Source organism: Serratia silvae (genome assembly GCF_023282985.1).
GTDB lineage: Bacteria > Pseudomonadota > Gammaproteobacteria > Enterobacterales > Enterobacteriaceae > Chania > Chania silvae.
On sequence record NZ_JAGQDC010000010.1, the window covers coordinates 41,505 to 54,757 of the forward strand.

The window sequence follows — 13,253 nt, forward strand, 5'->3', positions numbered from 1 at the left end:
TGGCGTGATTTTTATCAATCTGATTATGCAGGGTCAGCAGCTTTGACGTGCCAGTGACTCGGGGTGATGGTCGTTTGATCGGGTTGGATAATCACCGATCATCCACGCGGGCTTCCTGGGTCTGCGGCTCAGGCAGCGATCTTTTTTCCTGATGATGGGGGATAGCGGCAATGGCGGCATACAACAGGCGACCGACTAGAATGATGAAACTGATCAGCAGCACTACTTTGGTCATGCGCCCGGTCGTGGTTTTTCTCATGGTTCATTGAGCCCGTCGGTTTTTCCCCTAGGCATTGTTAAAGCACCGTGTTGGGGGCTGCCGCTGGAAAATGATGGTGGCGATTACTGTTGTTTGACGCATGCCTGCCGCGGCTAACATTGATTAAAATTGTAAACAGAATTCTAGGCTCTGATGACAAAAGATGTCCATTTATTTCCGTGCGTTTGGCCGAGTAATTTAGCTGAGGTTTATGTCTATCACTTTTTAAGCGGTCACTCGAAATCAACGGGATATAGATTTTATCTGATTTTTTGTTGTGTATTAATAGGTTATTATCTGTTCATGAGATGTTTTATGGATTTTTATTAGCCTTTTCTTAATTAATTGATCGTGGTCAAATCTTAAGCTATCGCAGAGAATAGAATTTACAGCCATTCTTGATGTTGGAACCGCATGTCTCAGCTTGCTCCCCGAATGGTTCTGTGGTGGGATCGGATCCTACCTTCTCTGCGATTTAAAAGCGCTTAAGCGACGAAGTGAATCACGCCTTAGCGGATACAGTGTCTTGATGGGTATTTTAAAGTTCTGGAATAATTTACGTGACCGTTGGTGGGGGCAACCTATAGTGTTGAGCCTGCTGCTAGTGCCGCTTGCAGGCTGGCTATCGCCACGACTGATGCTGCCTGATGGCAAAGTGTATCTGGTCTATCTACCGCTGGTGGTCTGCTTTTCTTTACTGATGGTTTATGACTGGCGTGCCATGCCTGGCATAGCTTTGGCTATCTTTGTTCGCTACTCCAACCGTTCCAGCAGCGAAGTCGACGTGATTATGACGTTGCTGTATGTGGGATGTCTGGGCATTTGCTGGTGGGGTTACCGCTGCCAGTCGCAGCGCCGTTGGTGCGTGGGGTTAACCGAGTTGAAGCTGGGGAAACATCGGCTGATCTGGCTGGTGCTGATGCCCCCAATGCTGTTTATCTTTGGCTTGCAGCTGACGATCGGCCTCGATCTGTTGCCGGACGAACTCGGCATGCTTTCCGGTAGTGGTAATCATCTGCATGCCCTGATCAACTTCCAGGCTATCCTGATTGGCTGCCTGTCTTCCATGCAGTTGTTCTATTTCGCTCTGCGGATCGTTAAGAACCCCAAATTTGCCCGTGTACTGTGGGGGCGGATCAGTCGTGAGATGGCGCCGTCGGTCAAAAAGAGCGAGCTGCAGCTGTGGTTGGTGGTGTTGATTGCCTTGGTGGCGGTGCTTGCCTACCACACGGCAGATACCAACGCGATGCAGGTGCCCGACTACAGCCTGACGCTGTTATTGCCGGTGATGCTGTATAGCGCCATGCGTTTTGGTTACCTGTTCAACTGTATTATCTGGGCAGCTACCTTGCTGCTGCTGTTCTTTAACTATCCGGGTTATGTGCAGTGGGACAGCCTGCTGCATAACCTGACCATGATCTCGTCAATGATGCTGGCGTTCACCCTCAGTATTTTGCTGACCTCTGCGGTGCATACTCGTCAACGGATGGATCATGCCAAGGCGCAAAACGCCTCGCTGAAAGATCCGGTTATTGGCTTACCCAACCTGCGTGCACTGAAGCGAGATTTGGCCAAGGCCCCGCGCTCTACGCTGTGTTTTCTGCGAATTTCTGAGCTGGATTTGCTCAGCCGTAACTATGGCATGCAGCTGCGTATTCGCTTCAAACAGAAACTGGCGGGCAGCCTGCGCACGGTGCTGGACGAGGGAGAGGACGTCTATCACCTGCCGGGGTACGATCTGGTGCTGCGGCTCAACGGTTCCGACGGTGAGGCCCGGGTGGCCAAAATCCAGAGCACGTTGGAGAAGTTTCGTCTGGTGTGGAACGGTCTGCCAATCCATCCACCGTTGGGGATTAGCTACTGCGGCGTCTATTCGGAAGTGGAGCACCTGCATCTGCTGCTGGGAGAATTGAGCTCGTTGGCGGAAATGTCGCTGACCAGCGGGCGGCCTGAAAACGTGCAGAACGATCATCATGTGGTACAGGATGAAATCAAGCGCAAGGTCGCCTTGTTACACTGGGTGCAACGCTCGCTGGATAACGACGGTTTCATGTTGATGGCTCAACCGATCATCGGGGTTCGCGGAGATTCTTACCACGAGATCCTGCTGCGCATGCTGGATGATGAAGGCAACGTCATTCCTCCCAACGAATTTCTACCGGTGGTGCATGAGTTTGGTTTAGCTTACCAGTTGGATATGTGGGTACTGCGCCAAACCTTGCAGTTTATGGAGCTCCATCGCGAAGGCATGCCTAGCGCGCGCTTTGCCGTGAATCTGTCGCCGTCCTCGCTGTGTCGCCCGAGCCTGTGCCAAGACGTGCGCGATGCCTTGCGGCAATACCAGATTGAGCCTTATCAACTGGTGCTGGAGGTGACGGAGTCTCATCTGGTACAGGACGTGAAATATGCCCAGAACTCGTTGAAAGAGCTGCGCCAGTTAGGTTGCCGCATTGCCCTGGACGATTTCGGTACCGGCTATGCCACCTACGATCGCCTTAAAGAGCTGCATGTAGATATCTTGAAGATCGACGGCAGTTTTGTGCAGGATATGCTGACCAGCAAGGTGGATTACCAGATCATTTCGTCAATCTGTAAGGTGGCGCTGATGAGAAGGTTGTCGATTGTGGCGGAATATGTCGAGTCGGCCGAGCAGCGCGATGCGCTTAAAAGCCTGGGCGTGGATTATATGCAGGGCTACTTTATCGGTAAACCCCAGCCGCTGGCGTCTTTGGTGCCGATGGTTGAGCAGCCCGAAGACGAAGAGTCTGACTGAGAGCATGGCCCCTCACCCTAACCCTTTCCCAAAGGGAAAGGGGATCGATCGAGTACGCTGATTTTTCTGCGCCATACCTCATCCTTGTGCTACTTACTCCGCATTTCCCGAAGCAGCACAGGCCAACCAAGCGCTCCGGTCAGCTCCCTCTCCCTGTGGAAGAGGGTTGGGGTGAGGGGGAGCAAACGGTTATGCTCCATCAGGATATCACCAGAAATTCAATGAATTAAGCCGCAGGTTCTGCGTCTGCGTCCTGCTCGCCTTCTTCTTCTATCACCAGTTTCCAACCAACCACGTCATTCCAGTATTCCTGCTCACGCTCAAAATCAAGTTGTACCAGGTTGTTTTGAGTCAGATAGCCCGCCGGGAAGCGAAGCGTCCAGTGATTATCATCCGTTGCCAGGCGCAGGGTTTCCGGTGTGGTGGTGGCCTGACGCTGATTGTTAAGCAGGGTGCTCAAGCGTAACAGCTGGATCAGCGGCAGATAATATTTCTTCTTGAACAGGTTCAAGCGGGGTAACTCTTCGAGCTTGATCGCTTTACGCTGGAAACGCACCAGCGCCGACAGCAGCAACTGCTGCTCCTGGTTGAAGCCTGGCAGGTTGGTATTTTGTAGAATATAGGCGGAATGGCGGTGCATACCGCTATGGTTGATGCTCAGACCCACTTCATGCAGCATGGCGGCCCATTTTAACAGCGCCTCCAACTGTGGCTGCACCAGCTTGGTATTTTGCGCCATCCACTGTGCGTATAACAGCTCGGTGGTTTCGAGCACGCGCTTGGCCTGCTCGCGGTCGATATTATAGTGATCGGCCAGGCTTTTGGCCGTACGGCTACGAATATCCTGATGGCGGAAGCGGCCTTCCATTTCATACAGCACGCCTTCGCGCAAGGCACCGTCGGACAGGCGCAGATCGCGGATCGCCAGCGCATCAAACACCCCACACAGGATCGCCAGCCCTGGCACAAACACCGATTGACGATCTTCCGACAGGCCAGGCAGGCTCAGGGCACTGAAGTTTTTAAACTGCAACACCTGCTCGACCAGTAACTCCAGCCGCTCAAGGGTAATCAAACCGTCTTTTTCACCCATGGCCACCAAAACTTCGTGGGCGGCCTTGATGGTGCCAGATGCCCCCAAGGCATATTGCCAGCCCTGAATGCGGTATTGCCAGGCCAGGGTTTCCAACTTTTGTGCGGCAGCCAGACGGGCGCGTTTAAAGTTGGCTTTGCTGATCTCACCCTCAGGGAAGAACAGATGGGCAAAGCTCACGCAACCCATGCGGCGGCTCTCTGCCAAGAGAGGCTCGAAATCTTCCCCGATCACCAGTTCGGTAGAGCCACCGCCGATGTCGATCACCAGCTTGCGGCCTTTTTCCGGCTGAGTATGTTCGACCCCCATAAAAATCAGACGGGCTTCTTCCTGGCCAGCGATGATTTCGATCGGATAAGGGATCACTTTTTCCGCCTGCTTGAGGAACACCTCGGCATTCACCGCCTGACGCAGGGTGTGGGTACCCACGATAGTGACGTTATCTGCTGGGAAACCCTGTAATCGCTCGGCAAACAGCGCCAGGCAGGCCAAGCCCCGCTCCATGGCTTCTTCACTGAGCACGTTTTCGCTGTCCAATCCATCGGCAAGGTGTACACGCTGTTTTAAACGGCCTAACACCTGTAAGGCGCCGTTAACGACGCGGGCGATCACCATATGGAAACTGTTCGAGCCAAGATCGATGGCAGCGATTTCCTGTGGCTTATTATTGGTTGCGGTGCTTTTTAGCGGCATAGTTGCTGGCCTAGTTGTCCGGTTGTTCCAGAGCTTTTAAATACTCATAAATGGCCACCTGTGCACGTACCTTACGGCGATTGCCACGCGGTACATACTGGTTGCTCAGTTCTTTATCGATATAGCGGGCCTTGACCGTATCGCTAAACAGCAGCTCCAGAATGTCCAGAACGCGCTGCTTGAGCGCCGGATCCAGCAGCGATACTGCCACTTCGATGCGGTAATCTATGTTGCGGGTCATCCAGTCGGCGGAAGAGAGATAAACCCGTTTGTCACCTTTGTTTTCGAAAACGTATACCCGATCGTGTTCCAGATAACGGTCGACGATGCTGATAACCTGAATATTGTCGCTAATTCCCGGCAGGTTGGGGATCAGTGAACACATGCCGCGCACCAACAGACGGATTTTCACGCCGGCCGCGGCAGCGGTATATAACCGATCTACCAGCCCTTTATCCACCAGATTATTTATTTTCAACATAATAGCGGCGTTTTCACCGGCTAATGCGTTGGCAATTTCACGATCGATCAGATCGTACAACATGCGGCGGGAGTTCTGCGGCGAAACCATCAGGTTGTCGAAGGAGACCGGCCGGTACGGATTTTCAATAAAATTGAATACCCGGCGTACTTCGTTAGTGATGCGCGAATCGGCGGTCAGCAGCGAGTAGTCGGTGTAGATACGGGCAGTTTTTTCGTTAAAGTTGCCGGTACCAATATGAGCATAGCGCACAATATCGTCGCCTTCACGGCGCGAGATCAGGAATAGTTTGGCGTGGATCTTCAGCCCTGGCGCGGAGAAAATGACGTGCACCCCGGCCTCGGTCAAGCGTTTGGCCCAGTGGATGTTGGCCTCTTCGTCGAAGCGTGCCTGTAGCTCCACCACCACGGTCACTTTTTTGCCGTTATGCGCCGCATGGATCATCGATTCGATAATGCGTGAGTCTTTGGCTACCCGATAGATATTGATTTTTATCGCCAGCACGCTGGGATCGAACGATGCCTGACGCAGCAGCTCCAGCACGTGTTCAAAGGTGTGATACGGGTAGTACAGCAGCACGTCTTTTTCGCGGATGGCATCGAAGCCGTTGCGGAATTTATCGAACCAGATATGCCGCAGGCGCGGTAGCGGGCGGTTGACCAGATTGGCCTTGCCGACGTTTGGGAAACTGATGAAGTCTTTAAAATTATGGTAGCGGCCGCCGGCGATCACCGAGTCGTAGTTGGATATCCCCAGCTTGTTACGCAGCAGCTCTACCATCTCGTTGGGCATATCGCGCTGATACACAAAGCGTACCGGCTCGGCGGTCAGGCGCTGTTTCAGGCTTGACGACATCAGTTCCAACAGGCTGGATTCCATTTCGGTCACCAGATCGTATTCCGCATCGCGCGTCATTTTCATCGAATAAGCGTTGAGCGCATCATAGTCGAAGAAGCCTTTGAAGATGTCGTCCAGGCAGTAGCGCAGGATGTTATCCAGCAGGATCATCGGCTTGCGGCGGCGGGGGGCTTCCGGCGGCAGGTTGACGAAACGGGGCACCTTGTCGGATGGAATTTCCAGTAACGCATAATCGATGCGCGTACCGCGAATGATCTCCACCGCCAGATAGGTGTAATCGTCCTTCAGGAACTGCACCAGATTGGTGTCGTGGTTGATCAGGATCGGCGTGATGTGCTGGCGTAAATGCTGCTTGAAGTATTGCCGCAGCCAGATTTGCTGGTTCTCCGACACCTGACGCTCGTTGATCAGGAAGATCTGGTTGCGCGCCATTTCCAACAGCAGATCGTTGTACAGGCTGTCGAACTCTTGATCGGTCTTTAGCACCTTGGCCTGAATTTTTTTCAGCAAATGACGTGAAGCGCCACCTGAACCCTGTTCTTCGCTGATCAAGATGCGTCGTTTCAGATCGGCAAAGCGGACTTTATAGAATTCATCCAGGTTATTGGAGTAAATGCCCAGAAATCGCATGCGCTCAATCAAGGGATTGCTCTTATCTGCGGCTTCCTGCAACACGCGTTCATTAAAGGATAACCAGCTTAATTCTTTGTCGATGTAGAGCTTTTCCTGACCCATTGCTACTCCAGTTCAATTTTAGAAAAGGATCGGACTTAGTGCCGAATACCGCTCTAGTGTCCTTCTTCATTATTGCGAGAGATTGACAACAATGTCCAACATATCTGCGGAGTTATCTCTGCTGCATCGCTCACCGCAAATTGGCATTCATCCCGCGTGACGCTCGGCAACTTTGTCATGCAAACGTCACAAAACTGACATAAGATGCCCGGTTATCTTTGGGCGCAAGCCCGACAACGGAACTGACGACAGGCAAATGGCACAGACAACGCTTAATCAACATCCCCGGGATCGCTCGCGTGCGCACGTTGATCGTGGCGTACAAGGAGCCGTGACCGTCAGCGGGCTGCTGGTATTGATGACGCTGATGCTGATCTTTGTCTATCTCTTGCTTTCGGTTTTACCGCTGTTCAAACCGGCCTCGCTAGGTACTTCACGTGTATTGCCAATAAGCCATACCTCCCCGGCGCTGGCCATCGGGATGGACGTACAACAGCGTATTGGTTATCGCATTGATAACCAGGGGAAAGGGCGTTTTTATCGGCTACAGCCGCCGGACAGTAACTCGGTGCAACAAATGTTATTGAGTCAACCTACATTATTGGCTCAGGCGGTTGGGGAGCGTGATCTGTTTGCTCTAGCGCGGGCGGATGGCAGATTGATGGTTGTCCAAGCCGATTTTGCACCGGCGGGCGGTGGTGAACCGCAGTGGCGTTTTCCATTGGGGCAGGATCCCTTTGGGTTGGATCCCCATGGGCATACACTGACATTGCTAAGTCTGGCGCAAGTTCGCCAGGGCAATGTCCTGCTGGCGGCGGTAACGGATGACAACCGGTTGCTGTTTGGGCGTTTCAACCCGACACTTCAGGGGCAACCCACGGAAATCCCTTTGGCCACTGTGCCACAACAACTGCTGCTAACGCCGGATGGCCGCCAGCTTTATCTGTTAACCGGCAACCAACTGGCCCGCTATCAGATCGAAGGGGCACAGCCGCAGCTGCGAGAGACGCGAACCCTGGGTGAACATCCTCCCTATCGCCTGACGGCGTTGCCAGGGGGGAGCGCATTATTAATCCAGGCCGGCGACGGTAGCCTGCGTGAATGGTTTGACGTGGAGAAAAACCAGTGCTACCAGTTGGCGCCGATACAGCAATTTACCCATCATACTACCTCGCAGGAGTTGCTGGCTTCCGAGCCGTATCGGCGGGTGTTCGCAACCTTGCAGTCGCAAGGCGAATTCGCCTTGTTTTCCAGTATCCAGTCCAAGCCGTTGCTGAAGGACAAGCTCCCCGCCAACGTGCAACAAATGGCATTTGCCCCACGTGGCGACGGACTATTGCTGGAAACGGCCCAGGGTTGGCAGCATTACGCCGTGGATAATCTCTATCCAGATGTCACCTGGCGTTCGCTATGGCAGCGGCTGTGGTATGAGAACTACCCTGAACCGGCCTATGTGTGGCAATCCACTTCGGGTGAAGATAGCTACCAGGCTAAATTCAGCCTGATGCCGGTGATCTTTGGCACTTTCAAGGCGGCGGCTTATTCCATGTTATTCGCCATCCCGTTGGCGCTGGCCGGGGCGATCTATACCGCCTGCTTTATGTCGGCAGGGTTAAGGCGGGTTGTCAAACCGGCGGTCGAAGTGATGGGCGCATTGCCAACGGTGGTGATTGGGCTGGTGGCAGGTATCTGGCTGGCGCCGATGATTGAGCGTTATCTGCTGGCCGTGTTGGCTTTACCATTCCTGTTGGCCGGGGTTGTGCTGTTATGTAGTTGGCTGGTTAACCGATTTACGGCGCGGTCTTGGTCACCGGGTTGGGATTTACTGTTGCTGCTACCGGTGGTGGTGGTGACCGTTTGGCTGGCGCTTGCCGTTGGGCCTTGGCTGGAGCTTAAGCTGTTTGGCGAGCCGTTGCACTTCTGGTTGGGCGAGGATTTCGATCAGCGCAATACGCTGGTGGTGGGCGTGGCGATGGGCTTCGCACTGGTGCCGATTATCTTTTCGCTGGCAGAGGATGCGTTGTTCAGCGTGCCTGCCTCGCTTAGCCGGGGTTCATTAGCCCTGGGGGCCACCCAGTGGCAAACCGTATTGCGTGTGGTGTTGCCCTCCGCCAGTGCTGGTATTTTCTCCGCGCTGATGATCGGTTTTGGCCGTGCGGTGGGGGAAACCATGATCGTGCTGATGGCCACCGGCAACACGCCGTTGATTGACGGCAGCCTGTTCCAGGGCTTACGGGCGATGGCGGCCAATATCGCCATCGAAATGCCAGAGGCCGTCACGGGCAGCAGCCATTATCGGGTACTGTTCCTGACTGCGCTGGTGCTGTTTATCTTTACCTTTATGTTCAACACGCTGGCGGAGGCGGTACGTTTACGCCTGCGTAAGCGTTATACGCTCAACCAGGAGACACCATGAGAAGCTGGGTGAAAAGCGGCTCCCCGTGGATTTGGTTGACGGCGGCTTCGGTGGCCATCAGCCTGCTGGCGCTGATCGGCATTTTGCTGCTGTTGGCCGGGCAGGGGACGCGTTATTTCTGGCCCAGCCCTGTCTATCAGTTTGAGCTGAATCAGACGGCCGCAGGCCCGGTAACGGTGGTGGGGGAGCTGTATCAACGGCAGACGATCTCGCGCCAGCAATTGCAAGACGCTGGTGTTGCGTTGCCGCCAGGGGAAGCGCAAAGCTTTATTCGTTACTTGATCAAAGTGGGGAATCGGGAAAGCGAAGGGCAGGATTTCCGTACTTTGCTGGCCAGTGACGTCAGTAGAATGACCACCCCTCGCGATTTATTAGTGTTGGAGCGTAACAGTAACGGCACCGCGTACGGCTACCTGGCTGGTTTACTGGAAGATGGCCAACCGTTGACCGGCAGCGATCTGAGCCAGGCGTTACAACAGCGCTTGCCGCAGATCGCGGCGCTGACACGCCAGGCACGCGATATTCAGTTCCGCGATATGGCGCGGATTAACGAACAATTTGAGCATTTACGCCTGCATGAAAAGAGCCTGCAGCGTGAGAATAAGCTGGATGCGCGCTGGCAAGCCTCTATCCGTGCCGAACGGCAGGAGTTGCAACGCCAATACCGCCAGCTTTCTGGCAAACTGCAAGGGTTGGACCGTGATCGCCAGCGTGATGCCTTGCTGCTGCGCGACATGCACGGGCAGGTTCACACCATTGCCCTGAGCCAGGTGCGCGATGCCTGGTATCCCAACGACATGAGCAGCGGGCAGAAGTTGGTGCACTGGGCCAAGCAAATACAAAAATTCCTGACCGACAGCCCACGGGAAGCCAATACCGAAGGTGGGGTATTCCCGGCGATCTTTGGTACCGTGCTGATGGTGGTTCTGATGTCGATCGTGGTGATGCCATTTGGCGTGATTGCAGCTGTCTATCTACACGAGTATGCCGGTAATAATCTGCTGACGCGGTTGATCCGCATCTCTGTAGTGAATCTGGCGGGGGTGCCGTCGATCGTCTACGGTGTATTTGGTCTGGGGTTCTTTGTCTATATGGTGGGGGGCTCGCTCGATAGGCTGTTTTACGCCGACTCCCTGCCGAACCCGACGTTTGGTACACCGGGCGTGCTGTGGGCCGCATTGACCCTGGCCTTACTGACCTTGCCGGTAGTGATTGTCGCCACCGAAGAAGGGTTGTCGCGTATTCCCGTTTCGCTGCGCCAGGGGTCGTTGGCTTTGGGAGCTACCCGGGCGGAAACCCTCTGGCGGATCGTGCTGCCGATGGCGGCACCGGCGATGATGACCGGCCTGATCCTGGCCGTAGCGCGCGCGGCGGGTGAAACGGCACCACTGATGCTGGTTGGCGTGGTGAAATCGGTACCGGTGTTGCCGGTGGACGATATTTTCCCCTATTTGCACCTGGAACGTAAATTCATGCATCTGAGCTTCCAGATCTACGATATGGCATTTCAGAGTCCTAGCGTAGAAGCGGCGCGGCCACTGGTGTTTGCCACGGCATTTCTGCTGGTGCTGATCGTCGTTGGGCTGAACCTGACGGCAATGGGCATTCGGCATTCGCTAAGGGAGCGATATAAAGCATGGTCGCAGTAACACAGTTGAATCTTTTGGGGAGTGCCAAATGAGCCTGATAACGCCGGGCAGCCCACCCCGGCTGGATGTCCAGCAGTTGGCCGATGAGCATACCGCGCTGGCGGTAAATGGCCTGGATCTGTTTTATGGTGACAAGCAGGTGCTGCACAATATTTCCCTGCGTATTCCCAAACACCGGGTGACGGCGCTGATCGGCCCTTCAGGCTGTGGCAAGTCGACGCTGTTGCGCTGTTTTAACCGGATGAACGATCTGGTGGATCGTTGCCGGATTGACGGCGAACTGCAGCTTAATGGCGAAACCATTTCCGGCCCGCAGATTGACGTGGCCGCTTTGCGGCGGCGCGTTGGCATGGTATTCCAGCGACCAAACCCGTTCCCGAAATCGATCTACGAAAACGTGGTTTACGGCCTGCGCTTACAGGGCGTCCGTGACAGGCGCATTCTGGATGAAGCCGTGGAGCGTTCCTTGCGAGCCGCTGCGCTGTGGCATGAGGTGAAAGATCGGCTACGGGAAAATGCGTTCCGCCTATCCAGCGGCCAACAGCAGCGGCTGGTGATTGCACGGGCGATCGCGGTTGAACCGGAAGTGTTGCTGCTTGATGAGCCGACCTCTGCGCTGGATCCGATTTCCACCTTAACCATCGAGGAGTTGATTTCGGTGCTGAAACAGCGCTACAGCGTGGTGCTGGTGACCCACAACATGCAGCAGGCCGCGCGGGTTTCCGACTATACGGCGTTTATCCACCAGGGGACGCTGGTGGAATATAACGATACCGACGCGATTTTCACTTCGCCACGTCAACGCCGCACAGAGGATTACATCACTGGCCGCTATGGTTGACGGGCGAGGGGCTTAATTGGCTTGCTTGCTCGGCTGTGGAGTCGGTTGTTCCTGCTGTTCAGTTTCAACCTTTTTCAGCGCGGTCACTTTTGCTTGAGCGGGCTGGGCCTGAGTAGGCGTTTTTTGCATCAGTTGCGACTGGCCAATAAACAGACCGCCTTTCTCGATGGAGATTTCGTCGGCGAAAATATCCCCGCGCATGCTGCCTTTAGGCTGGATTGACATCGAGTCTGTAAAGCAACGGCCTTCAACCGCGCCATTGATCATGATCTGCTGGGCGCGGATCTCACCTTTGACATGGCCGCTGGTTTCAATACGCACCATGTGGCTGCAAATGATGTTTCCCTCAACCCGACCTTCGACGATGATATTGCCATCGCCTTCGATCACGCCGGTGAACAGTGCACCATTGGAGATAAAGGTGTCTTTCTTGGCGCGGATTGGCTTGATGGCGTCAACAGCATCGCTTGACGGGTTTGGCTCGGAGTGGGTAGCCAAAAATGGTACGGGCTGATCGATCAGCTCCTGCGCCTTTTCTTCAGCCAGCAATTTATTCTTCTTATTGAATGACAACATTTTCTTCATCCTTGTTATTTTGTAGATAAACGCCAGCGTTGCCAGCAGTGCCAGAACCAAGGCGGCCAGCAGCGCGCGTTTAAAGTAGACTCCGGTGAAGCTGATCCCTGTCAGCCAGAGAACGATGGACAATGCCCATAATCCCCATACACACCATAATAAGTTGTAATTACGCATGTTTTTCAGGCCGTTTGAAGTCCATTCTACGCGAAAGTGTGGGATGCCAGAGGTTTTCTGCCGGCAACCAGCGTGACGGTTCCTGTAGGGCTATCCGTAGTAACGGGGATGATACCTAATAATGCGAGCTAATTCACCACTCGGTTAGTCAATCAGGGTAAATCTTAACCGGCTAAATCAATCAATTATTTATATGATATTTAAAGTTAAATTGATTTTTTGAATGAATATGGGTGCGGAAGTGGGAAAATGGGATTATCTGGGCGCTAAGTAATTCTGAGATTTCCGGGGGGCTGTTATCCCTCCGGATTGCCGTTTTTTGGCTGATGCCGTAGCACTAAGGCAATACGTATTAAGGGCGAAAATAGTCAATTAAATCGGCTTGATGTCGCTGTCTCTTTGGATGGGGGCTTATGATCATAAGATTTTTTTTGCTTAATTTTATAAAAAGCATTTAATTTCATGCGGTTGTGTTTTTTATTTATTTTGTTTTTGCATATAAAATTAATTTTAATTTATGTATGGTATAAAAACCCAGTGCTATCCTCTATTTTTACAAAAATAATAAGATATTACTTTGTTGTCTGATTGAGAATATTCCTGACTTTTGCGATTGATATTAATTCATATAGGATAGCCCTGTGATTTGGATGGTATTTGATTCGGTAACTTAATAATTCATTGTAATGGTATTTCCCTTGA

At 53.4% G+C, this 13,253-nt stretch carries 8 protein-coding genes; 4 read left to right on the top strand and 4 right to left on the bottom strand.

Features of this window, described 5'->3' with window-relative positions; translation table 11 throughout:
* Positions 1–91 precede the first annotated feature (91 nt).
* Complete coding sequence (locus KAJ71_RS13540) at positions 92–259, bottom strand: YfgG family protein (protein WP_248946219.1); 168 nt, start codon at positions 257–259, stop codon at positions 92–94.
* A gap of 529 nt (positions 260–788) precedes the next feature.
* Here KAJ71_RS13540 and KAJ71_RS13545 point away from each other — a divergent pair.
* Positions 789–3,032, top strand: coding sequence for a sensor domain-containing phosphodiesterase (locus KAJ71_RS13545; protein WP_248946307.1), 2,244 nt, complete (start codon positions 789–791; stop codon positions 3,030–3,032).
* Between the two features lie 226 nt (positions 3,033–3,258).
* Here KAJ71_RS13545 and ppx read toward each other — a convergent pair whose 3' ends face one another.
* Together ppx and ppk1 are read right to left on the bottom strand one after the other, a co-directional pair.
* Positions 3,259–4,818, bottom strand: a complete 1,560-nt coding sequence (gene ppx / locus KAJ71_RS13550; protein ID WP_248946220.1) for an exopolyphosphatase — start codon at positions 4,816–4,818, stop codon at positions 3,259–3,261.
* Positions 4,819–4,828: 10 nt separating this feature from the next.
* Complete coding sequence (gene ppk1 / locus KAJ71_RS13555) at positions 4,829–6,892, bottom strand: polyphosphate kinase 1 (protein ID WP_248946221.1); 2,064 nt, start codon at positions 6,890–6,892, stop codon at positions 4,829–4,831.
* 256 nt (positions 6,893–7,148) lie between these two features.
* On the opposite strand from ppk1, the gene KAJ71_RS13560 reads away from it, so the two are divergent.
* From KAJ71_RS13560 to pstB, 3 genes are read left to right on the top strand one after another with little or no spacing between them, the layout of a single operon-like run.
* Entirely contained in the window at positions 7,149–9,308 is a 2,160-nt protein-coding gene (locus KAJ71_RS13560) for an ABC transporter permease subunit (protein ID WP_248946222.1), read from the top strand.
* A complete protein-coding gene (gene pstA / locus KAJ71_RS13565) occupies positions 9,305–10,957 on the top strand; it encodes a phosphate ABC transporter permease PstA (RefSeq protein WP_248946223.1) in 1,653 nt (550 codons plus the stop codon). Before KAJ71_RS13560 ends, pstA begins: the two co-directional genes overlap by 4 nt.
* Positions 10,958–10,985: 28 nt before the next feature.
* A complete protein-coding gene (gene pstB / locus KAJ71_RS13570; protein ID WP_248946224.1) occupies positions 10,986–11,798 on the top strand; it encodes a phosphate ABC transporter ATP-binding protein PstB in 813 nt (270 codons plus the stop codon).
* A gap of 12 nt (positions 11,799–11,810) precedes the next feature.
* Here pstB and KAJ71_RS13575 read toward each other — a convergent pair whose 3' ends face one another.
* On the bottom strand, positions 11,811–12,506 hold the full coding sequence (locus tag KAJ71_RS13575; protein WP_248946225.1) for a bactofilin family protein: 696 nt from the start codon (positions 12,504–12,506) through the stop codon (positions 11,811–11,813).
* Between the last annotated feature and the right edge of the window lie 747 nt (positions 12,507–13,253).